22 protein-coding genes are annotated in these 23,205 nt (G+C 39.8%); 6 read left to right on the forward strand and 16 right to left on the reverse strand.

Going from position 1 to position 23,205, the window contains the following annotated elements:
* Positions 1 to 225 precede the first annotated feature (225 nt).
* The 4 genes from PTRA_RS09540 to PTRA_RS09555 are packed head-to-tail and all read left to right on the forward strand — an operon-like array spanning position 226 to position 4,861.
* A complete protein-coding gene (locus tag PTRA_RS09540) occupies positions 226 to 924 on the forward strand; it encodes a transglutaminase-like cysteine peptidase (RefSeq protein ID WP_058373608.1) in 699 nt (232 codons plus the stop codon).
* Entirely contained in the window at positions 908 to 2,914 is a 2,007-nt protein-coding gene (locus PTRA_RS09545) for a bifunctional diguanylate cyclase/phosphodiesterase (RefSeq protein ID WP_058373609.1), read from the forward strand. Before PTRA_RS09540 ends, PTRA_RS09545 begins: the two co-directional genes overlap by 17 nt.
* 25 nt (positions 2,915 to 2,939) lie before the next feature.
* Positions 2,940 to 3,482, forward strand: a complete 543-nt coding sequence (locus PTRA_RS09550) for a hypothetical protein (protein ID WP_058373610.1) — start codon at positions 2,940 to 2,942, stop codon at positions 3,480 to 3,482.
* 53 nt (positions 3,483 to 3,535) lie between these two features.
* A complete protein-coding gene (locus PTRA_RS09555) occupies positions 3,536 to 4,861 on the forward strand; it encodes an O-antigen ligase family protein (RefSeq protein WP_058373611.1) in 1,326 nt (441 codons plus the stop codon).
* On the opposite strand, the gene PTRA_RS09560 is transcribed toward PTRA_RS09555, so the two are convergent.
* The 14 genes from PTRA_RS09560 to yceD all read right to left on the reverse strand — a co-directional run bounded on the left by PTRA_RS09560 (position 4,858) and on the right by yceD (position 16,690).
* A complete protein-coding gene (locus tag PTRA_RS09560) occupies positions 4,858 to 6,717 on the reverse strand; it encodes an alkaline phosphatase D family protein (RefSeq protein ID WP_058373612.1) in 1,860 nt (619 codons plus the stop codon). The two genes, PTRA_RS09555 and PTRA_RS09560, sit on opposite strands and share 4 nt — an antisense overlap.
* Positions 6,718 to 6,721: 4 nt before the next feature.
* On the reverse strand, positions 6,722 to 7,501 hold the full coding sequence (locus PTRA_RS09565) for a TatD family hydrolase (RefSeq protein ID WP_058373613.1): 780 nt from the start codon (positions 7,499 to 7,501) through the stop codon (positions 6,722 to 6,724).
* Positions 7,502 to 7,510: 9 nt separating this feature from the next.
* The gene (locus PTRA_RS09570) at positions 7,511 to 7,837 is read right to left on the reverse strand and encodes a PilZ domain-containing protein (protein ID WP_011328477.1); all 327 of its coding nucleotides are present in this window, start codon (positions 7,835 to 7,837) and stop codon (positions 7,511 to 7,513) included.
* Between the two features lie 10 nt (positions 7,838 to 7,847).
* Positions 7,848 to 8,762 carry a DNA polymerase III subunit gene (locus PTRA_RS09575; protein ID WP_058373614.1) on the reverse strand — a complete coding sequence of 305 codons (915 nt, stop codon included), beginning with the start codon at positions 8,760 to 8,762 and terminating at the stop codon, positions 7,848 to 7,850.
* A gap of 1 nt (position 8,763) precedes the next feature.
* Positions 8,764 to 9,390: a dTMP kinase gene (gene tmk, locus PTRA_RS09580; protein ID WP_058373615.1), complete on the reverse strand. Its 627-nt coding sequence runs from the start codon at positions 9,388 to 9,390 to the stop codon at positions 8,764 to 8,766.
* Between the two features lie 5 nt (positions 9,391 to 9,395).
* Entirely contained in the window at positions 9,396 to 10,382 is a 987-nt protein-coding gene (gene mltG / locus PTRA_RS09585; protein ID WP_058373616.1) for an endolytic transglycosylase MltG, read from the reverse strand.
* Complete coding sequence (gene pabC, locus PTRA_RS09590) at positions 10,376 to 11,200, reverse strand: aminodeoxychorismate lyase (RefSeq protein ID WP_058373617.1); 825 nt, start codon at positions 11,198 to 11,200, stop codon at positions 10,376 to 10,378. The genes mltG and pabC overlap by 7 nt, the downstream gene beginning before the upstream one ends.
* Positions 11,201 to 11,259: 59 nt before the next feature.
* Positions 11,260 to 12,498 carry a beta-ketoacyl-ACP synthase II gene (fabF, locus tag PTRA_RS09595; RefSeq protein WP_058373618.1) on the reverse strand — a complete coding sequence of 413 codons (1,239 nt, stop codon included), beginning with the start codon at positions 12,496 to 12,498 and terminating at the stop codon, positions 11,260 to 11,262.
* Positions 12,499 to 12,707: 209 nt separating this feature from the next.
* Positions 12,708 to 12,944 (reverse strand): acyl carrier protein, encoded by a 237-nt coding sequence (acpP, locus tag PTRA_RS09600; protein ID WP_006792304.1) that lies wholly within the window; start codon positions 12,942 to 12,944, stop codon positions 12,708 to 12,710.
* A gap of 250 nt (positions 12,945 to 13,194) precedes the next feature.
* Positions 13,195 to 13,941 (reverse strand): 3-oxoacyl-ACP reductase FabG, encoded by a 747-nt coding sequence (gene fabG, locus PTRA_RS09605; protein WP_058373619.1) that lies wholly within the window; start codon positions 13,939 to 13,941, stop codon positions 13,195 to 13,197.
* Between the two features lie 11 nt (positions 13,942 to 13,952).
* A complete protein-coding gene (gene fabD / locus PTRA_RS09610) occupies positions 13,953 to 14,879 on the reverse strand; it encodes an ACP S-malonyltransferase (protein ID WP_058373620.1) in 927 nt (308 codons plus the stop codon).
* 57 nt (positions 14,880 to 14,936) lie between these two features.
* Positions 14,937 to 15,974 (reverse strand): phosphate acyltransferase PlsX, encoded by a 1,038-nt coding sequence (plsX, locus tag PTRA_RS09615; RefSeq protein WP_058373621.1) that lies wholly within the window; start codon positions 15,972 to 15,974, stop codon positions 14,937 to 14,939.
* A gap of 11 nt (positions 15,975 to 15,985) precedes the next feature.
* Positions 15,986 to 16,156 (reverse strand): 50S ribosomal protein L32, encoded by a 171-nt coding sequence (rpmF, locus tag PTRA_RS09620; RefSeq protein ID WP_011328486.1) that lies wholly within the window; start codon positions 16,154 to 16,156, stop codon positions 15,986 to 15,988.
* Positions 16,157 to 16,165: 9 nt separating this feature from the next.
* Positions 16,166 to 16,690: a 23S rRNA accumulation protein YceD gene (gene yceD, locus PTRA_RS09625; protein ID WP_011328487.1), complete on the reverse strand. Its 525-nt coding sequence runs from the start codon at positions 16,688 to 16,690 to the stop codon at positions 16,166 to 16,168.
* A 131-nt stretch (positions 16,691 to 16,821) separates the two neighbouring features.
* Here yceD and PTRA_RS09630 point away from each other — a divergent pair, with 131 nt between their 5' ends.
* Positions 16,822 to 17,430 (forward strand): Maf family protein, encoded by a 609-nt coding sequence (locus PTRA_RS09630; protein ID WP_058373622.1) that lies wholly within the window; start codon positions 16,822 to 16,824, stop codon positions 17,428 to 17,430.
* Here the strand turns inward: PTRA_RS09630 and PTRA_RS09635 are convergent.
* Together PTRA_RS09635 and rluC are read right to left on the reverse strand one after the other, a co-directional pair.
* The gene (locus tag PTRA_RS09635; RefSeq protein ID WP_237113448.1) at positions 17,427 to 18,095 is read right to left on the reverse strand and encodes an HAD-IA family hydrolase; all 669 of its coding nucleotides are present in this window, start codon (positions 18,093 to 18,095) and stop codon (positions 17,427 to 17,429) included. The genes PTRA_RS09630 and PTRA_RS09635 overlap by 4 nt on opposite strands.
* Positions 18,092 to 19,051, reverse strand: coding sequence for a 23S rRNA pseudouridine(955/2504/2580) synthase RluC (rluC, locus tag PTRA_RS09640; RefSeq protein ID WP_058373623.1), 960 nt, complete (start codon positions 19,049 to 19,051; stop codon positions 18,092 to 18,094). The genes PTRA_RS09635 and rluC overlap by 4 nt, the downstream gene beginning before the upstream one ends.
* Positions 19,052 to 19,824: 773 nt before the next feature.
* On the opposite strand from rluC, the gene rne reads away from it, so the two are divergent.
* Entirely contained in the window at positions 19,825 to 23,142 is a 3,318-nt protein-coding gene (rne, locus tag PTRA_RS09645) for a ribonuclease E (RefSeq protein ID WP_058373624.1), read from the forward strand.
* The last annotated feature ends 63 nt before the right edge of the window (positions 23,143 to 23,205 follow it).

Below are 23,205 nucleotides of genomic sequence, written 5' to 3' on the forward strand. Positions count from 1 at the left end.
CTATCTTATAATAGACCAACTTATCGCAATAAACTTTTTATCTACTTAGTAAATTCAACTTCAATGTACATCACAATGTACTTTTTATTTCACGGCATTCATTTATCATTGGGAGTACAACCTCCTATTAAGTCATTAACAGTTATTCGATCTACTTTATTGCTAGTTTTGTGTTTAATGCTAATAATATAAGAAGTGTCGCATCTAAATTTTAAGGAACTACTTGTGCGTTTTGGATGCTACATTTTAATCTTGTTATCTTTTTTTGTTTGCTCACAAGACATGCTTATTTACTTGCGTCATAGTGAAATAACTGATCGGGCGAAACAATATTACGGTGAAGAGGGTCACAGACGTATAAAGCAGTGGCTTAAGTTTATTGATGCATCTATTGATAAAAATGAATGGCGCCAGGTACATCTGGTTAATAATTTTTTTAATAAACATATAAAATACAAAACAGATAATGAGCTTTGGAATAAAAATGATTATTGGGCTACACCAATAGAAAGTTTGGGTGTGGGTATGGGGGATTGTGAGGACTACGTTATAGCTAAATACTTTACTTTAATTGCGCTTGGTATTCCTGAAGAAAAAATAAGGTTTATGTATGTGCGTCAACACACCATTAATCAGCCTCACATGGTACTAATATACTTTCCTGAAGCAGACCAAATTCCTTTTGTTTTGGGTAACTTTAATACCCAGTTACTCCCCGCAAATAAACGCAACGATTTAACACCTATATACAGTTTTAATGGCCAAGGTTTATGGTTAGCCAAAGCAAAAGGGCTTGGCAATAAAGTTAAAAATAGTAGCGGTGTGTCGGCTTGGGATACTATGCTAAAAAGAATTGAAAAAGGTGAACTTGCTCTCGTTAATAGTACTAATACAGGAGGCGCAAATAATGTATCACCCTTTTAAACAAGGTATTAGTCTTAAAACACAGATCTATGGGTTAATCATTTGTATTTCAATTTTATCTTTTTTTGTAAGAGTTATTATTGATGTAGATACAACCCGAGACTATTTACAAACGCAAATGGCAAGCCATGCAAAAGATACTGCAACAAGCTTAGGCCTTTCTATCTCCCCTTATTTGGATACAGATGGCCTTATAGTAGGGCAAACTATGGCAACCGCAATTTTTGATTCTGGTTATTATAGTAAAATACGCTTTATAAATACAAAACATGAAACGCTATTCTCATTAGAAAACCCAACTCATGTCGACTCTGTGCCTCTGTGGTTTACAAACACCGTAGAGTTAAGCGCACCCACAATGCAATCTGAAATAAATACGGGTTGGATCATTGCTGGTACACTTGAAGTTACTAGCCACTTGGGGGAGTCATACTTAACTTTATGGCAGCACACAAAGCGTAGCTTTTATAGTTCGCTCATACTGTTAATTGCTTCACTGCTGATCACATATTTTATTTTACAAACAATATTCAAACCTTTAAAAGCAGTTGAAAAACAAGCACTACTTGTGACTCGCAAACGCTTTACACTCAATAATAAAGTACCGTTAGCCCAAGAGTTGCGCATAGTAACCAAAGCAATTAATAATATGGTGCTTAATTTACAAAGTACATTCGACTCTTTAGCTAAACAAACCCAAGCGCTAACAAGCGCCGTGTATAGTGACCCACTCACAGGGTTAGGTAATCGCAAATCTTTTGAAAACTATTTTAATGCTATTACTCACTCCATTACCCCTGAGCGACCAATGACAGCAACAATGGTCACACTCCCCTCGCTAGTAAATATTAATCAAACGCTTAGTTATCAAAGTGGTGATGAGTATGTAACCGACGTTGCTAAAATATTAAAACTCTCTTTAGCTGATCTAAATAACTATAGGTTATGCCGAATAAATGGCAGCACCTTTGTTTTTATTGCGCCATACGACATTACGTTTTTATATAATTTACACGCTAATCTTATTGAACTGTTTAGCCAAAAACAGCACAGTTCACATAATAATGGTTATGCTCGCTTAGCCTCTATAAATGTTGAAAAAAGCTTAACACTGAGTCATTTACTTTCGTCATTAGATACAAGATGTACTATTGGAGAAAGTACGATTGACGCTAACATTGATAACAAAATAGTCTTTAGTGTAGAAGAGTGGCAAAAAATAATTCAGAGCATAATTAACTCTGGGGAAGTGAGCTTTTCAGTACAGCCTGTGAAAAAAAGTAATACCGAGCTTACACAGTGCTACTTTGAAGTATTTGCGCACTTTATCCATAACAATGAAAAAATAAACAATAGTCACTTATTCGCTATGGCCGAAAAGTTAAACTTAACAGAAGAGCTAGATAAAAAATTAATCCGTGATTTTATTAATATTAAAGTGCAATACCCAGAGGATAAATTCGCCTTAAATATAAGTAAGTCCTCGCTATATTCACCGGAGTTTATTCAGTGGCTAGGTGCGTTTTCTCAACACTACCCCAGCCTCAAAAACAATCTTATTTTTGAGCTACATGAATTGAGCTTACTAAGTAATATACGCGTTGCTGCACTTCATATTGATGCGATAAAAGAGGTTGGTATTAGTGTATGCGTAGAGCACTTTGGCACCAGTTTAACCTCTTTTAAATATTTACATGGCCTAGATATTGAGTATGTAAAAATTGACGGTAGCTACATTCAAGATTTAGTTGATAATCCTCAAAGTCGCTTTTATATTCAAACGGTAAATAATATTTGTCATGGTTTTGGTATTAAAGTTTTAGCGTGTTTAATTGAAAAACCCGAAACATTAAACATACTCGAAAGCTTAGGTTGTGATGGTGTTCAAGGGAATTTAATTTGCTCGACCTCACAAGTAATCAACATTATTGATAAAAACACAAATAAAAAGTTTACTTTTCATCCAAATGTATTAGAATTTTGTAAGTAGCCTATTTTTTAAACAAGGGTCGATCATGAAATCAATTATCTTATTTGGACTAATAGTAGGGCTGTGTGTACTTTATGTACCGCAAACTTATGCACAAACTAATACATCAAAATCTGTTCAGTCTGCAGGAACAGACAACTTGATTTCGATTTTAAGTAATGCACCAATAGATGTGTCTCCTGAGCAACTACAACAAGACTTAGTTGCCGCCATTAAAATTATTTGTAAAAACAATATAAAAAACCAACTAGACAAAACCTTGCCACGAGGCAACTGTAGTAACGCTCAGGTTGATCAAATGGTTACTGCCGTTGTTGCTGCTTTTGGTGTAGACAGCCCTATGGTTGCTGCTTTATTAGCTGCACTTTCAGCATACGGAGTAGATTCTGACACTATTACACTTGCTGCAATTAATGCGGGCATAGATGCTACTATTGCTTCACAAGCCACGGCTGCAGGCCCTACCCAAGCACAACCTAATCCTCCAATTAGCTTACCTGTATTACCTACCCCTCCTGGATCGGGTGGTACTGGTGGTGATGCTGGTATATCTGAAGTTGGTAACTAACTTTATTAAATATAAATGCAGCCTTAGCGCTGCGTTTATATTTTGAGAACACTGTGAATCGCTTTATATTTTTTGTTATATGTTTAATTATTTTTTTACTCCCCCTCCCCCTTGGCAGTTATCGTCCATGGGCAATATTAACTATAGGCGTGTTAATTAGCTTTACGTTTTTAGTGCATTTATTTAATAGTACTATTAAAAATAAACAACTGCTTTATCCTCCTTTATACTCTTGGCCTATATTTATTGCTCTTGGCGTTGTTGTTTTAGTATGCACAATACAGCTATTTGGCATAAGTGTTGATCCGTTTCAAACTCAGCAAATGTTAATTAAAACCTGGTTTATGATACTATTTTGCTGGTTAATTTTTATTTACTGTAACCACTCCTTACGAATTAAAAAGCTAGTTTACACTGTTATTTTTGCTGGGGTTTTTCAGGCTTTATATGCAAGTTATTTAAGCTTATCACCCGATATTATTAGCCCATTATTTAGTTATAAACATACCGATCGTGCTATTGGTACTTTTACTTATTCTAACTTTTTAGCCAACTATTTAGCGCTGTGCTTATGCTTAGGCATTGGTGTGTTGATCAGTGAGTTAAAACGCTCTGCTAACGACAATACACGATCACTCGCACAAACATTACGTGACTGGGCTGGCATATTATTAAGCTCTAAAATTGTGTTACGCGTATCATTAATTATTATTATTGTTGCCTTAATATTAACTCGCAGCCGTATGGGTAACTCGGCATTTTTTATCGCTTTAATGGCTATTAGCTTATTGGCTTTATTTATTTATAGGCAAAAGCCCAAAGCGTTTAAACACCTTATTATTAGCTTTTTTATTATCGATTTAATTATTATTGGTGCAATATTTGACGTTGAAAAAGTAAAACAGCGTATTAGCGAAACCAGTATACACTCAGAAACACGTGACGAAGTGGTACGCGACTCTATACCGCTTATATTAGATAAACCATTGCTGGGATCAGGTGGGGGTACTTTTTATACTGCTTTCCCTGCGTATCAATCAGAGCCCTTTTCTGGCTACTACGATAATGCGCATAACGATTATATACAATTTGCTGTGGAGCTAGGTATCCCGGCAACATTAGCGCTTGGTTTGCTGATACTTTATTGTTTATGGCTCTGTATTGTGACCATGCGCCAACGTAAAACCGCACTTTATCAAGGAGTGGCATTTGGCTGTGCTGTGGCTATTATTACTATGCTACTGCATTCTTTAGTAGACTATTCGCTGCAAGCTGGCGCTAATTCAATGCTGTTTATGGCTATTTTATGCTTGGCCATTTTAACTAATAAATTACCCGCGCCTAAAACTATAAAAAAAAGACGTAATCAAGCTAATTAGTGCTGTGCTAAATCAAACTCAGTTAAGTGACCCTCGCCATGAATAAGCTGATAGCGAGCCAAATTACCTTGCTCTAGCGTTATTAAGCTAATAGCTGAATCGCTCACTAAATACTTTTGCCCATCGCCTTTAGTTTGGTGTTTATCAACCTCCATATGCCAACGTTTAGTAAAGAAATTCAGCGGACTTTTCGGGCTATATAAAATTGAATCGAGTTTATCGAGTATATTTATTAATTTACGCGGAAATTCGTTTTTTATACCACTGGCAGTCAGCTGCCACACTCTATTAGGATGATCACCAAAACGTTTTTGCACCGAAAAACAAAAGGAGTAATGTACATCACCAGATAAAATTAGCGTTTCGTTTGGCGTATCATCTCTTCTAAAAGTATCGAGCAATTTTCTTGCCGAGCCTTCGTGAGCCATCCAGTTTTCTACGTCTACCGTGAGCGGTTGGCCGCACATATTAAATAGCGCTTGAATAGCTTCAATCGATTTAACGCCAAATACTGGCGCGGGCGATACAATAATAACTTGATCATGGCTCAATAAGCTCTGCTCAAGATCAGTAAGTCGCTCCCAATCAAGTAGACCAGAGGGCTCATTAAAGTTTTGCTCATTACGCCAACGATGTGTGCGAGTGTCGAGCACCACCACTTTAGGAACCGTTGTCAGTTCATAATGCCAGTGACTAAATTCTGTTAGTGTTTTATCAAATGCTTTAAACTGCCAGGTATTACTGCTCGCTAAGCTGTCCTTAAACGCAGCGATTAATGTGCCCGTTTTAGTGAGCGCATCATTTCCCATCCCTTGAAACAACCAATAGCTAATTAAACCATTACTCACAATACGTTTACTCACAGGGTTTTGATTAATCGCTTGCTCCCATCCAGCGGTCAGGTTCCAGTCATCGGTTACATCATGATCGTCAAATATCATTAATGTAGATACATTGGCAAACAACCGCTCTACATCACTCAATCCTTTTACATAATCAATCAATGCTGATTTTTCGGCGTTAAAAATAGTCTTGTTTTGCGCGTTTTGACCTGCATACGTTGTGCTTTGTATATCGACACATTGCCAAGCGGCGGCACTAAAGTTTAATAAATAAAGTGCTATATATTCTTCAAAGTGGATAAGGTGATTGTGGGCTTTTACACTTGAAAAGTGAGGTTCATCTTTTTTCAGCCAATAACTAACACCTAACTTTGAGCGTTTTTGCCAAGGTGTTTTTGGTAAGAACAAATGGCGATTATAAAGCTGCTCATTTATATCGTTCGGTAGCTCAATTGTAAGTGGTTGCTCTTTATAAATACCTAAGGCTTCAATTAACTGATGAATAGCTAATAACATAGGCCCTGCTACGTCATCGGCATAAACCTGATCACCGCTCAGTAATAGCAATTGTGCGCCTTGGTTGTTATTACCGCGCTGAGTATTTTGCCAATGACTTGCAGAAACTAAACTGTCTTTTGCTGGATGATGTGCATTACGACATGATCCGTGCAAAATATCACTGAGTTTATTGGGAATTACAAATGCAGGTGTTGCTTGATTGCTATAGCACCAAGGCGATAAATCAATTGGGGTATCGTCAACTATAAGTTCGTAGCTTAATAAGCTGTCAGTAGGAAACTTATGATTTATTGGCTTTATAATGACGAAATGCAGATATAAATGTTCGCCGAGAGAAACGCTGTGCTGATCGCCGTAACATTCATAATTTAACAGTTCAACGCGGCAATTAGCAGGCTTAGAGGTAGCAAACTGAATGCATACACTGGTTTGCTCGGCACGGCGCACCATAGGCCCCATTAATAAAATAGGAAGTTGCGCCGTGTGAGTTTTCATGTATTTAGCCTTTGGCTGCTAATTTAAATAAAGTGTAAAAGTTCTCAGTAGTCGCTTTTGCCAGTTCGTTAAAGCTAATTCCCTTTAATTCACTAATGTAATAAGCCACATCTTCTACATATGCTGGTTGATTAGTTTTGCCGCGATACGGTACCGGTGCTAAATATGGAGAGTCGGTTTCTATTAACAGGCGATCGAGCGGTATTTGTTTTACCACTTCTTTTAACTCTACGGCATTTTTGAAGGTAACAATCCCCGAAATCGAAATATAAAAGCCCATATCAATGGCTTTTTTAGCCATATCCCAATCTTCGGTAAAACAATGCAGTACACCACCGCAATTTTCGGCGTTATGCTGTTTCATTAAATTAATGGTATCGTTACGGGCGTCACGGGTATGAATAATTAGTGGTTTTTGTAATTGGTTTGCTACTTCTATATGCCCTACAAAGCTTGCCTGTTGTACGGCATGTGTGTCTTTTGCGTAGTAGTAATCAAGCCCTGTTTCGCCAATGGCGACGACTTTATCGTGCGACGCTAAATCAATTAATTGTTGCTTATTAAGCGCATCTTTTTGATCAAGTGGATGTACGCCACATGAAGCTGACACATCATCATAATGCTTAATTTTATCAAGCATATTCGGGAATTGATCAAGTGTTACGCTTACGCATAAAAAGTGTTCAACCTTTTTTGCACGCGCTTTATCAAGTACTTGGTCAAGGTTTAAATCGAGCTTATCAAAATCAAGGCGGTCTAAATGGCAATGAGAATCTACAATCATGGTACTACTTTACATGGTATAAGTTGGATTACCGGAGTTTAACATAGTCCCCAGTAGTTTTTCGATCTTGGCGTTTAGGTTTGTTTTATCATCTAAAAAACTAATACCTATGCCCGGCGGGTTAGAGCTTTGCGCTCCTTGTGGTGTGATCCACGACACTTTCCCGGTCACAACATCATCCTCTAACGCATCTGGAAGGGTGACTCGTAAAGCGAGTGAATGCCCTACTTCGTAACGCATATTAGTGCGTACAAATAAGCCGCCTTTTTTTAAATAAGGCATATAACAGCAATATAATTCATCTAAATCGTCTATATCTACTAATAGCTCTTGCATGCTCAGTCCTTTAATTATTTCGCAGTACGGACGCTAATCTCGATACTGCTAGCGGTAAATTTAGCCCGAGTATTTTGGTATTATTTTGTAAAAACTCGTTTAGTGCATGTTGCACATTTTGATAAGCGTCAAAGCTCATGCCTTGCATAAGCTGTTGTTTTAATTGCTCGCTTAAAAATAACGTAAATATACGAATAAGCTCAGGCTGTTTATTTATTATTGCTACTAACTCAGTAAAATTATGACTTTGTTTAAACTCAGTTGCAAATTTATAAAGTGTATTTATATTTTGTAGCTGATTTTGCTCATGCCAATATTTAACTTGCAGTGGTTGGCTGTAAAACAGCGGCAACCAGGTATAATTGGTTATTTCTAGCGATTCTAACCATTGCTGAGCAAGTGCTAAGTTTGTTACTTTTACATCCGTTTTTGCACAGCGACTTAAAACAGTGGCTGGCAATTGTGTAGCTTGACTGGTTGTGAGAATTAAAAACCGGCTTTGACTTGGCTCTTCTAGCGTTTTTAATAACGCATTTGCAGCAGCGGTAGTCATTTTTTCGCAGTTTTCGATAATAGCGACTTTATTACCATTTTGCGCTGCCGAATGATGCATAAAATCACTAATACCACGTATATCGTCTACGCCAATACTCTGCCCATCAACTTGCGTTAAGCGCTTATCAGGGTGAGTACCTGCCTTTATTAATAAACAACTCTTACACTGTCCACACGCCGATAATACACTTTTTTTTGCCGCAACTTGCTCGGCTATGTTGTTACATAACAATGCATTTGCTAACTGGCTGGCAAAAGCAAACTTACCAACACCAATAGGGCCACTAAACAACTGCGCATGATGAAAGCGCTGCGCTTTAAAACTTTGTGTTAAGCGTTGCTCTATATCGTGCAGCCAAGGCAATGTCATATTATTTTTGCTCTGCAAAAAATGTGCGTAATACATTCGTTATATCACGATGTACGTGCTCAATGCTTTGATTAGCGTCAACAGTTTTAATAGAGTTGTCGTCATTAGCAAGTTCTAAGTAACGCATGCGTGTACGCTGAAAAAACTCAATCGCTTCTTGTTCTATTCTGTCTAATTCACCTCGACCTTTAGCGCGTTCAAGGCCAATAACAGGATCAATATCCAAGTAAATGGTTAAATCGGGTTTTAGCCCTTTTAATACCATTGAAGAAAGTGATGCAAGTGTATTAGCACCAATACCACGTCCGCCACCCTGATACGCCTGCGATGACAAGTCGTGACGATCGGCAAGTACCCATTGCCCTTGCTCAAGCGCTGGGTTAATAACATTATGCATTAGCTGCGAGCGTGCTGCGTACATAATTAATAATTCAGTTTCGAATGCTATTTCTTCGTCATGTTGTGCTTTTACTAATGTACGTAACGATTCAGCAAGCGGCGTACCACCGGGTTCACGCACATTAATAAAATCAATTTTTTTGCTGTTTAAAAACGACTGGCACAAAGCAATAGCGGTAGATTTACCGGCACCTTCTAACCCTTCGATTACTATAAATTTAGGTTTCATAAAAATCAGTTCTTTTTGTTTAATATATACGTTTTAACTGCCGCATTGTGCTGCTGCAATGTGGTTGAAAATTGATGACTGCCATCACCTTTTGAAACAAAGTAAACATATTCAGTTGTGGGTGGATTAACCGCGGCTAAAATAGCTGCCTTTGATGGCATGGCAATGGGTGTTGGCGGCAGGCCATTAATACGATAGGTGTTATAGGGCGTGTAGTTACGCAAGTCTTTGCGTTTAATATCGCCGTCAAAGCTCTCTCCAATGCCGTAGATTACGGTTGGATCTGTTTGTAGGCGCATATTAGTATTTAGCCTGTTTACAAACGCAGAAGCGATTAATGGCCGCTCACTGGCAAGGCCCGTTTCTTTTTCAATAATAGAGGCCATTATCAGTGCTTCGTACGCAGTGTTATAAGGTAAATTTTGTGCGCGCTGCTGCCAAGCAGCATCAAGGGTTTGTTGCATTTTTTGGGCGGCGCGTTTTAGCACACTGCTAATCGTGTCGTTACTATGATAGTGATAAGTTTCGGGAAATAACCAGCCTTCTAAGTGCATATCACTGCCAAGTATTTGCTGACTTAGTTGCTGCTCTTTTAAATCATTTTCTAAGTGATTGGCATTTTTAATAGCAGCTAATACTTCGCGCAGTGCTTGGCCTTCGATAATAGTAAAACTAAAGCTAACTTGTTGGCCGTTATTTATTTTTTTTATATTGCTAATAACGCTATCACTATTAAGTGCGTAAAGCCCCGTTTTTAAATCTGTGAGTGTTGGGTCTAGTTTAGCAAGTAGTTGGTAACGCCAGCAGTTTTCTACCCAGTTATTGGCTTGCCATTGCTTGCATAACTGATTAAAGCCAGTGCCTTTTTTCACTTCAAACTGGGTGTTATTCGCTACTTTTAATGGGCTATGGAGCGTTGCTTGTAATTGCTGATAACCAAAAACACTGGTAATTATGGCTAATAATAATACCGATAAAGTAACTTTTAACACTTAGCCTCCTTGGCTAATAATTTATTTAATAATAACTGGCTATGCACAACATCAAAACTACGCTGCTCAAGACGATTAACAGGCACTACGCCCATTAAGCTATTACAGATAAAAACCGCATCCGCCTCAAGCAAGTCTGTAATACTTACGCACTTAAAATCAACGGCTAATTTATCACATAATGATTGCAGATAAACCCCCTTTATCCCGCACTCATTAAGGCTTGGGGTAAATAATTTATTTTGCTTAATAGCAATAATATTTGCTGCAGAGGCTTCTATCACATTGTCGTTGTAATCAAGTACCAGTACATCGTCACAAGGTTGCGTTTGCAGCGCTTTTTTTATTAATACTTGTTCAAGGCGGTTTAGCGTTTTGAGTCCTGCAAGCAAGGGTTGTGCGGCTAGTTTAATGGGGCTGATGTTAAGACTTATACCCTCATCTGCCAATCTGCTGTAATTTTGAGGGTAATCTAAAATACTCAATAACACGGTGATATTACACGTTTGCGGTAAACCATAACCGCGCCCTCCCTCACCTCGCGTTATTACAATTTTAAGCACGCACAACGTATGCTCCGCTATACTTTTAGCTATGTCTGCTTCAAGTTCAGCAAAATCTACTAATGGGAAACCAAGTCGTGCAGCACATTCAATTAAACGCGCTTTATGATGTGACCAATGCTCTACTTGCCCATTTACTACTTTTGCAGTTGTAAAAAAACCATCACCATAATTTAAGCCACGATCGTACGTGCTTATAGTGCTGTTTTTAACTGTTGTAATAATAGTTTGTGTGTCTTTTTGTGTTTTTTGCATATAAAAAAAGCCCAGTTAAACAACTGAGCTCTTATAGTCTGGTCTGTTGTTAAAAAAGATTATACCTTTTTAAACAGTAACGAGCCATTAGTACCACCAAAGCCAAACGAGTTGCAGAGAGCAAACTCTAATTTTGCATCTCGGGCAGTGTGCGCTACATAGTCTAAATCGCACCCTTCATCTGGGTTATCAAGATTTATTGTTGGGGTTACTTTTTGGTCGGTTAACGACAATATTGAAATAATCGACTCAACCGAACCAGCAGCACCTAATAAATGACCCATCATAGATTTAGATGAACTCACCATTACATCTTTTGCTGCACTGCCAAAAACACTTTTAACGGCCGAGGTTTCTGCTTTGTCACCTGCATGAGTCGATGTACCATGTGCGTTAATGTAACCAATTTGGTCCGCATTTACTTGCGCATCGTTTAGCGCATTTTCCATCGCTAGCGCTGCGCCTGCACCATCTTCTGGTGGTGAAGTCATATGAAATGCATCACCGCTCATACCAAAACCAACTAGTTCGGCATAAATTTTTGCACCACGTGCTTTTGCGTGTTCGTATTCTTCAACAACCACAACACCCGCACCGTCTGATAATACAAAACCATCGCGGTCTTTATCCCAAGGACGCGAAGCCGCTTGTGGATCATCGTTGCGTGTTGAAAGTGCACGAGCGGCATTAAAGCCTCCCATACCAATTGGCGTACAGGCTTTTTCAGCACCGCCGGCTACCATAGCATCTGCATCGCCGTACGCTATCATACGGGCAGCATGGCCAATATTATGCAAACCCGTAGTACAGGCTGTAACAATAGAAATATTAGGGCCACGTAGTCCATTCATTATTGATAAATGACCAGAAATCATATTAATAATAGTAGAAGGTACATAAAATGGAGATAACTTACGCGGTCCACTATTGAGTAGTTTTATATGGTTTTCTTCAATAAGCGTTAAACCACCAATACCAGAACCCACAGCTACGCCAATACGCGTCGCGTTTTGTTCAGTTACTTCAAGGCCTGAATCTTTAAATGCTTGGATCCCCGCGGCAATGCCGTATTGAATAAATAAATCCATTTTTTTAGCATCTTTTGCTGGCATATAAGCCGATGCATCAAAATCATTAATTAGACCCGCGAAATGCGTACCAAATTTTGATGTATCAAAGTGTGTGATAGTTTGAATACCACTTTTGCCATCTAATAAGCCCTGCCAGGTTGATTGCACATCATTACCTAGCGGCGTCAACATTCCTAAGCCAGTTACGACAACTCGACGTTTAGCCACGGTTTGCCTCCAATAAGGTGTTTTATAAGGGGATAATTAATACCCAAGCAACTTCAAAGTGCTAGTCTCAAATTAGATTTAAAACGCATAATACCAATAAAATCAGTGTAAATTAGATTGATGTTTAGCTTTGCTTTGAATCATATACTTTGAAGTGGTTTGGATATAGAGATTAAGGGCAGCGAATGCTGCCCTTAATATGCGATTAATTACTCAGCGTGAGCTGTAACGTAATCGATAGCAGATTGTACTGTAGTGATTTTTTCAGCTTCTTCATCAGGGATCTCAGTATCAAACTCTTCTTCAAGAGCCATTACTAATTCAACTGTATCAAGAGAATCTGCACCTAAGTCATCTACGAAAGAAGATTCATTTTTCACTTCTTCTTCTTTAACACCTAGTTGTTCGATGATAATTTTCTTTACGCGTTCTTGGATATCGCTCATTCTTCTTTCCTTTATTAAAAACGCCAATGCGTTATTTTCAGATTGCGGCGTAGTTTACGTCGCATAATTCTCTGATTCAATCTTTTGACCATAAATAATTGTCTGGTCAAACCTCTTGAGTGTACGTTTCATCTTTTATCGCTTATTTTAACCACGATTTCAAGTATGTTTAAAGCAAGATTGCCAATAATTCAATCTTTTTTGGCAATTTAATTACTTATATTTAATTACTTTCTTTGCACATAGGCTATTAAACCATGTACATCGCACCATTTACATGCAAAGTTTCACCCGATACATACGCAGCCGCATCTGATGCTAAGTAACATACTGCAGCAGCAATTTCATTTGGTTGCCCTAAACGCCCTGCTGGTACATTTGCCAGTGTGGCTGCTTTTTGCTCATCAGTAAGACCATCGGTCATATCGGTTTGAATAAAACCAGGTGCAACTACGTTTACCGTAATACCACGCGACGCAACTTCGCGTGCTAGTGACTTAGAAAAGCCAATAACGCCGGCTTTAGCCGCTGCGTAGTTAGCTTGCCCAGCATTACCCATAGTGCCCACTACTGAACCAATATTGATAATACGACCATTCTTTTTCTTCATCATTGGGCGTAATACCGCCTTAGATAAACGGAATATAGAGCTTAAGTTAGTGTCGATAATATCATCCCACTCACTTTCTTTCATGCGCATTAATAAATTATCGCGGGTAATGCCGGCATTATTTACCAATACGTCAACATCGCCAAAATCAGCTTTTATCGCCGCTAATGTCGCCTCAATAGACGCAGGATCAGTTACGTTTAACGCATAACCTTTACCATTTTCACCTAAATACTCGCTGATTTTAGCAGCGCCCGACTCACTGGTGGCCGTACCCGCTACTTTTGCGCCTTGGGCAACTAAAGTAGTTGCAATGGCTTTACCAATACCACGGCTAGCGCCCGTGATCAGGACAACTTTGCCCGCTAATGAAAATAAATTAGTCATATTTTATACTCTTATTTTGCCGCATCAATTGAGGCACAGTCGTTAACTGAACCACAGATCATTGCTTTATCAATTCGTTTTGCAAGGCCAGTTAATACTTTACCTGGGCCAAATTCGTAGCTTTGTGTTACACCTTGTGCAACTAATGCTTGTACTATTTCAGTCCAGCGTACTGGGCTGTATAACTGACGCACTAATGCGTCTTTAATTGCGTCAGCTGACGTTTCAGCTTTTACATCAACATTATTAATAACAGCGCATTTAGGCGTGTTAAATGTTAACGCAGCTAAATCAATAGCTAGCTTTTCAGCGGCCGGCTTCATTAGCTCACAGTGCGATGGCACGCTAACAGCAAGTGGCAATGCACGTTTTGCACCTGCATCTTTACACGCTTGTGAAGCGCGATCTACAGCCGCTTTATGGCCAGCAATAACAACTTGCCCAGGAGAATTATAATTTACCGGAGAAACCACTTCGCCTTGTGCTGCAGCGGCGCAAGCCGCTTTGGTTTCATCATCGCCTAAACCAATAATAGCGGCCATTGAACCTACACCTGCAGGTACGGCTTCTTGCATATATAAACCACGGTTTTCTACTAGCTTTACCGCTTCACTCAAGCTTATTACTTCGCTACATACTAATGCAGAGTACTCACCTAAGCTGTGCCCAGCCATAATAACATCTGCATCTGGGTTAGCTGCTAACCAATCACGGTAAATAGCAACACTGGCTGTTAATAATGCAGGTTGAGTGCGGTGGGTTTGATTTAGCTTTTCTTCTGGGCCATTAAGAACCAGATCTGCTAGGTCATATCCTAGCGCCGCTGACGCTTCGCTAAAAGTTGCTTTAACAATGCCTGAGCTTTGGAGTAACTCAGTTAACATGCCAACACTTTGTGAGCCTTGACCTGGAAATAGAATTGCAATTTGTTGTGCCATATTTTGCTCTTTTTAATTAAACAAATAAATAATGTTATAAACACGGCAACTCAATTACTACTCGTTCACCGTGTCTTTAGAATGTATTTTTTCAAAAATTGCGGCTATTTTGTCGGGAAGTTGGCGTTCAACCTCCTTTACCGCTTCATCAATTGCTGCTTGAAATGCTTTAGCTGAGGCATTTCCATGGCTTTTAACCACAATACCGCGCAATCCTACCAGACTTGCACCGTTATACTGGTCGGGGTTCACCCTTTTATAGAGTTTTTTTATTATAGGACCCAGCATAAACGCCATACATTTATAAACGAGGTGCTTTTCAAGCGCGGCGGTAAACTTATTCATTATAAGTTTTGCAATCCCTTCACAGGTTTTAAGCGCCACATTACCCACAAAGCCTTCGCATACAATAACATCGGCTTTTCCGGTAAATATATCGCTACCCTCACTGTAACCAATATAGTTGATTAAAGGGCTTTGCTGCATTAATTGTGCAGCCTGCTTAATATCTTCATGGCCTTTGATATCTTCAGAGCCAATGTTTAATAAACTTACTTTGGGATTATCGCAGCCAAGTGCTTGCCCTGCGACTACCGACCCCATAATGCCAAATTGATATAAGGTTTGTGCATCGCAATGTACGTTAGCACCCAGGTCGAGTAAATAAACCGGGTTTTTTCGCTCTGTAGGTACCGCAGAAATAAGTGCTGGACGTTTTACACCAGGAAGCATTTTTAACACGTAATGTGCCATAAAAAATAACGCGCCAGTATTACCTGAGCTTACGCATGCTTGAGCCTCGCCCGATTTAACTAAGTTAAGGGCAACGCGCATAGATGAATCTTTTTTGGAGCGTACAGCAACACCGGGCTTACATGCATTAGTAACAACTTCGCTACAATGGCGAATAATAAGTCGAGGGTGTGCTAGTGAATCGAGTGATTCGAGTTGTTTTGATATGACTTGCTCATTACCGCATAAAATTAGCGTTAAATTAGCATGAGCATTTACCGCGTTAACGGCAGCGGGGATAGATGAACGGGGGCCGTAATCGCCCCCCATCATATCTAACGCTATGGTTAGATTATTCAGCATAAAGAAATCTCTTATTTAGAAATTACTTGAACGCCTTTGTAGTAACCATCTGCAGTCACATGGTGGCGACGATGAGTCTCACCAGATGTTTGATCTACAGTTAAGCTTGGACCACTAATCGCATCGTGTGAACGGCGCATGCCGCGTCTTGCACGAGACTTTTTGCTTTTTTGTACAGCCATAGTCTTCTCCTAAGAATCTTTCTTAAGTTGTTTCAAAATATCAAATGGATTAGGTTTCTCATCTTCCGCCTTTAAAACACCAAAGCTGGCAGGCTTTGCTGAATAACTGCATGAAGCTTCGTTGTGGGTAGAGACTAATGGAACTGCCAAAATTAATTCGTCTTCAATTAAATTAAAAACGTTAATTTCACCATTTTCATCAAGCGCTACTTCATCGTAGTCTTCTGGAAAAATGTCTGACTCTGTCTCATCACCAACCGGTGAATAAACAAAATCTTGCACCAAATCCAACCCTAAATCACCATTACAACGTTGACAAGTGACAGTTACGTGTGTGGACAAATTGCCTCTAATCACAACAAAACCTTGGTCGTCGTTTTTGCAATGAATTTTTACCGCTATTTCACCTACTTCTTCCTGCACAACTTCTCGTAAACGAGTTAGTTTTTCAAGCGGTACAATGCCGTCATACTTTAAACGGTGTTGCGCTGCTTTGCCTGGATGAAGAGTGATGGGAATTTTCACCTTTTGCATAGGGGCTGCATCATATAGATAGTTAGTTGGTTAGTCAAAGTAAAAAACCATATTTACGTGGTTTTTCACGTGTTTTACTTACGGATCTGATTTATCCTAACTCAATCTGATTTTGGTTAGGAAAACAATCCATGAAGTACCCACTTATATTAGCCTCAAGCTCACCTTTTAGGCAGTCTTTATTACAAAAATTCAATCTGCCATTCGATACATTTTCACCTAATGTTGACGAATCAGCATTAAACAATGAAACCCCTGCACAACTAGTTAAGCGTTTAAGTGAATTAAAAGCCCGCGCAGCTAGTAAACACTTTAGTAAAGGCTTAGTGATTGGCTCAGATCAGGTTGCTGTATTTAATGAGCAAATTTTAGGTAAACCTCATAATAAACACAATGCCGTAAAGCAGTTATCCCTTTTTAGCGGCCATAGTGTAACATTTTTAACTGGCCTGTGCGTTTACGATCTTACATCTGGGGAGAGTAAAACCTGCATTGAGCCATTTAATGTTACTTTCAAAACACTCACTGATGCGCAAATAAGTGCTTATTGCGATGCTGAGCAGCCCTATAATTGCGCAGGCAGTTTTAAAAGTGAAGGCCTAGGGATTTGTTTATTTGAAAAATTAACTGGTGACGATCCCAACAGCTTAATTGGCTTACCACTGATCAAACTCAGCCAATTATTAGCTGAGTTTGGCCTTGATGTGCTAAGCGCGCAATCAAATACCCCCCTTAGTTAATACTCAGGCAGTAATAGCTGTTGCAACTGCTGATAACTATCAACAGTTGCAATCGGGTTAAACTCGCTAAGTTGCTTTGCGTTATGTACACCCAGAGTGACACCTATGCTATCCATACCCGCGGCTTGCGCCATTGCCATATCAATTTTTGTATCGCCAATCATAACCGCTTCATCGGCGCTTATGCCAAGCTCTGCTAATAATTGAAACAACATATCGGGCGATGGCTTAGAGCTTGCATCATCACTACAACGCGTTGCACTAAAATAATGCCCTAACTCACTTTGGTGTAATAAACGCTCGAGTCCAGCGCGCCCTTTACCTGTTGCTACGGCTAAAATAATGCCACTGTGCTGTAGTGCTAATAGCACTTTTTCTACATCGGCAAATAATGGTGTAGCCGTAGTATCTGTTTGGTAATGCTGTTTATAACCACTAATTAACGCTTGGTGCTGCGCTCTATGTAGTGGAAATAATACCGCAATGGCTTTATCAAGCGACAAACCAATAATGTTTTTGGTTGCTTCATTGCTTGGCGGTTCTATATTTAACGCAACGGCACTGCTGTGAATACAATTAACTATTTTAGTAATTGAATCCATTACTGTGCCGTCCCAATCAAAAATAGCCAACTTGTACTTTTTGAGCGAACTGACTGCTATCACGTTTTATTAGCACGCAATTTAATTAGGCAATTAGCAAGAGCTTTATCAAGCGGAGCTTCTACGCGCATGGTTGTTTCGTTTTTAGGATGATAAAAAGTTAAGTCATGAGCATGTAAAAACAAGCGATTTAACCCTGTTTTACGCATCGAATTATCAAATTCTTCATCACCGTATTTATCATCACACGCAATGGGATGGCCTTTGCATTGTGTATGCACACGTATTTGGTGAGTACGCCCGGTAACCGGTGACGCCTGCACTAACGAGCACTCGTTAAAGCGCTCAAGCACTTTAAAGCGAGTATGTGAGGGTTTACCTTCAGTGTTATCTACACGCACTACGCGCTCCCCAGACTTAAGCGTATTTTTACGCAGCCCTTCGGTAACATTTTTAGTTTTAGAGTCCCATTGGCCATCAACTAGCGCCCAATAGTTTTTTTCCATGGTTTTTTCACGTAGCTGCTCATGTAAAGCAGTCAGTACTGAACGGCGCTTAGCAATTAATAAACAGCCCGACGTATCGCGATCTAGTCTATGTACTAGCTCTAAACTGCGCTCTTCTGGGCGTAATACGCGCAGCGCTTCAATTAAACCATAACTTAAGCCACTGCCACCATGTACCGCCATACCCGATGGTTTATTAATAACAATCAGGTATTTATCTTCAAATATAATATCATTTTCAAGGCGTGTTACTTTATCAAGTTTTGAAGGCACAAACTCTTCTCGTTCTGCCACCCTAATTGGCGCAATACGAAGCACATCTTCTAGCTGCAGTTTATATACCGGCTTAATGCGTTTTTTATTAACGCGCACCTCACCTTTACGCAAAAGTTTATAAATTGCGCTTTTAGGCACCCCTTTTAAATGGGTAATAAGAAAGTTATCAATTCGTTGACCTAAATGGTCTTCGTTGATCGTGACATAAGTTACTTGTAAGTCGTTTTTTTCTGACATTGCCTAATCACTAATTTAAGAAAAATAATTTAGTTGCTAACACAGTTATAATAGTGGGATAATCAGCAGCGCAAATATTTAGTATTTGCAAATAACAACGGTGCTTTTTAACGCAGTAATACATTCGTGATGCACATTCTGGGTAATTGATCATACAGATCCGAGTTAAGTTTTCCAAAGCTTTTATACATACCCAGTCAACACGTGCGATCAATTAGCGGCAATGCGCGTAATATATTGCCAGTTAAGTTTGAACATGAATTGATTTTTAATGCGATTGAAAAAGCAATGAACAGATAATTTGTCTGATAGTGACGACGTAAAAACGTCGTTCAGCACTTGCTCAATTGTAGTACCGTACAGCAGCTTATTTAGAACTAAAAAAATCTAATAAATAAGTCGTCATTAACATTGGCAGCGATTTTTGCTCACAAAAATGGATTTTAGTAGTACATCACATTGTATTACTCACTTACTTAACGAGCCCTATGCGCCTAAATATGCACGGCATTTAATAAGATTAGTATGACAGGCCAACTTCTGGGTAAAACGTGTAACGTAGCTGAAAAGCCGACACAGTTTTAGCCCTGCAATGAATTTAATAGTAATAAATACACTATTGTTTGCCTGCATTTAAAAATACTGCGTACGTAAAAAAACAGAGCCGTTCCATTAAAGACCCAGTCGTGAGGCTGCACATTCTAAAAATAGGAATAACTGAACAGACGTGAAAACAGCGTCATGTCAGCGACACAAACTAGTAGAGTAACAATATGAAACGTATGCTAATCAATGCAACGCAGCAAGAAGAAATGCGCGTAGCACTGGTTGACGGCCAGCGCCTATATGATTTAGATATAGAAAGCCCAGGTCACGAACAGAAAAAAGCCAATATTTATAAAGGCAAAATCACTCGCATTGAACCATCTCTTGAAGCAGCATTTGTTGAATACGGTGCTGATCGTCATGGTTTCCTTCCTTTAAAAGAAATTGCCCGTACTTACTTCCCAGCTGGGTATACTTTCCATGGCCGTCCGAATATTCGTGACGTGATCAAAGAAGGTCAAGAAGTTATAGTACAAGTTGATAAAGAAGAGCGTGGCCAAAAAGGCGCAGCACTTACTACCTTTATCAGCGTTGCCGGTAGTTACTTAGTTTTAATGCCTAATAATCCTCGTGCTGGCGGTATATCTCGTCGCATTGAAGGTGATGAGCGTACTGAACTTAAAGAGTCACTTAGCCGCTTAGAACTTCCTAAAGGTATGGGCTTAATTGTTCGTACTGCAGGTGTTGGCAAATCGTTTGAAGAATTAAACTACGATTTAAAAGCCCTACTTGTTCATTGGGAAGCAATTGGTGTTGCAGCCGACAGTGCTAAAGCGCCGTTTTTAATTCACCAAGAAAGCAACGTAATATTTCGCGCAATTCGCGACTATTTACGTCGTGATATTGGCGAAATACTAATTGATAAACCACGTGTTTTTGAAGAAGCTAAAGCGCATATTGAACGTTTTCGCCCTGACTTTATGAGCCGTGTTAAGCTTTATCAAGGTGATACACCATTATTTACGCATTACCAAATTGAAAGCCAAATTGAGTCTGCGTTCCAACGTGAAGTACGCTTGCCTTCAGGTGGTTCAATTGTAATTGACCCTACGGAAGCATTAACCTCTATCGATATTAACTCGTCTAAAGCAACAAAAGGCGGCGATATTGAAGAAACAGCACTTAATACTAACTTAGAAGCAGCAGATGAAATTGCACGTCAATTACGTCTTCGCGACTTAGGTGGTTTAATTGTTATCGATTTTATCGATATGACACCACCACGCCATCAGCGTGAAGTAGAAAACCGTCTAAAAGATGCTGTTCGCCCTGATCGTGCTCGTGTACAAATTGGTAAAATTTCACGTTTTGGTTTACTCGAAATGTCGCGTCAGCGTTTGCGCCCTTCATTAGGTGAAGCAAGCCAAGGCCCATGCCCACGTTGTAGTGGCCAAGGTACGATTCGTTCTAACGAATCAATTGCCCTGTCTATTTTGCGTTTAATTGAAGAAGAAGCAATTAAAGACAACACTGCACAAGTTAATGCTCAAGTGCCTGTTGCTGTTGCCGCTTATTTATTAAATGAACAACGCCGTAGTGTTCATCGCATGGAAAAACAACATAAGTGCGACATAGTGATCATTCCTAATCAACACATGGAAACACCACACTACGAAGTAATGCGCTTACGTAAAGACGAAACGATTGAAACAGTAAGCTATGGACAAATTGTTGCTCCAGAGCCTGAAGCATTTGAAATGTCTAAGTCGCCTGTAGCACCAGTACGTGAAGAGCCAATGTTAAAAGGCGTTGTAATGCCTGCAACACCAGCTCCACAAGCGGCTCCTGCTAACGTTGTTGCCCCTGCTGAAACTAAAGCGCAAAGCGGTTTACTGGATGCAATTGGTAAGTGGTTTAAATCTTTATTCGCCAGCGAAACCGTTGAAGTAAAAAAAGAAGAAACACAAAAACAAGAAGCGCGCGATAATACTCGTAATAACGATAATCGTCGTCGTAATAACAACAATCAGCGTCGTCGTAATAACCCTCGTTCTAAGCCACGCACTGAGCGTACTGCGGATGAAGAGGTTAAAACTAACTCTGTATCAACACCTGAAGTAGCAACGCAAACTAACGAGAATCAAGAGAGAGGCGAGAATCGCAATAAGCGTCGTCGCAACCCTAATTCACGTAAGCGTCCAGAGCCACGCACTGAAGATAAAGATGCAGTAAAAGTAGATGCACCTGCAAAAGTAGAAGCTGAAACTAAGCCAGTTCAAGCCGAAGAGCCAAAGGATCAAAAACCAAAGGTTCGTCGTCAGCGTCGTAATTTACGTAAGAAAGTACGCCTGCAAGATGAAAATGCTGAGCAAGTACAAACAACAGATGAAGCACCTGTACAAGCTACAGAAAAAGAAACACCTGTAGCCCAAGAGCAAGCGCCTGTTGTAGAAAAGCAAACTCAAACAGCGGCAGAAAAAACGGCTCATATTAAAGAAGAGAAAGTTGAAGATGTTGACTCTAACGATGAAACACCTACAACCGAAGACGAGCAAGAGCAAACTCGTACACGTTCACGTCGCTCGCCTCGTCATCTTCGTGCATCAGGTCAGCGTCGTCGTCGCCCTGAAGGTGAAGGTAATGAAGCTAAGTCAGATGAAGCACCGGCATTTGTTCCTGTTGCCGACCAAGCTGCTGCAGAGTATGAAGCAGAACTTAAAGCTAAATCTGCAGCTAAACCTGTGGATGCCGCGCAACAAGTTGAACAAGCCATTGCGGTTGAAGACTTAGCAAAAGTTGAAGCTGTAGAAGAACCAGTACAAACTGAAGAGCCAGCTAAAGTTGAAACTCCAGTAGCAGCTGAAGAGCCAGCTAAAGTTGAAACGCCAGTAGTAACTGAAGAGCCAGCTAAAGTTGAAACTCCAGTAGTAACTGAAGAGCCAGCTAAAGTTGAAACGCCAGTAGTAACTGAAGAGCCAGCTAAAGTTGAAACTCCAGTAGCAGCTGAAGAGCCAGCTAAAGTTGAAATTCCAGTGGTAACTGAAGAGCAAACTAAAGTTGAAACTCCAGTGGTAACTGAAGAGCCAACTAAAGTTGAAACTCCAGTAGTAACTGAAGAGCCAGCTAAAGTTGAAACTCCAGTAGTAACTGAAGAGCCAGCTAAAGTTGAAACTCCAGTGGTAACTGAAGAGCCAGCTAAAGTTGAAACGCCTGTTGTAACTGAAGAGCCAGCTAAAGTTGAAACTCCAGTAGTAACTGAAGAACCAGCTAAAGTTGAAACTCCAGTAGTAACTGAAGAACCAGCTAAAGTTGAAACGCCAGTAGTAACTGCAGCACCACATGTTAAAACAGTAGTAACTCAAGGGTCAGCAAGTGCGCCAATGGCACAACCTACTCCTGTAGCTGATAGCGAAGTAAAACATACGTCTGTTGCTATGGCTCACGATAAACGTGAACTAGTGCCAGACAGTGGTTTACGTGCAGGTTCAATCAAACCTGCTGGTCGTGCAAGTTCTACAATGACCAAAACAATGAGTGCTGATTAACAATACTCATTAAAAAGCCCCGCTAGTTAATTATTAACTAGCGGGGCTTTTTTGTATCTGTAA

The organism is Pseudoalteromonas translucida KMM 520, assembly GCF_001465295.1.
In the GTDB taxonomy this organism is placed as follows: Bacteria; Pseudomonadota; Gammaproteobacteria; order Enterobacterales; family Alteromonadaceae; genus Pseudoalteromonas; species Pseudoalteromonas translucida.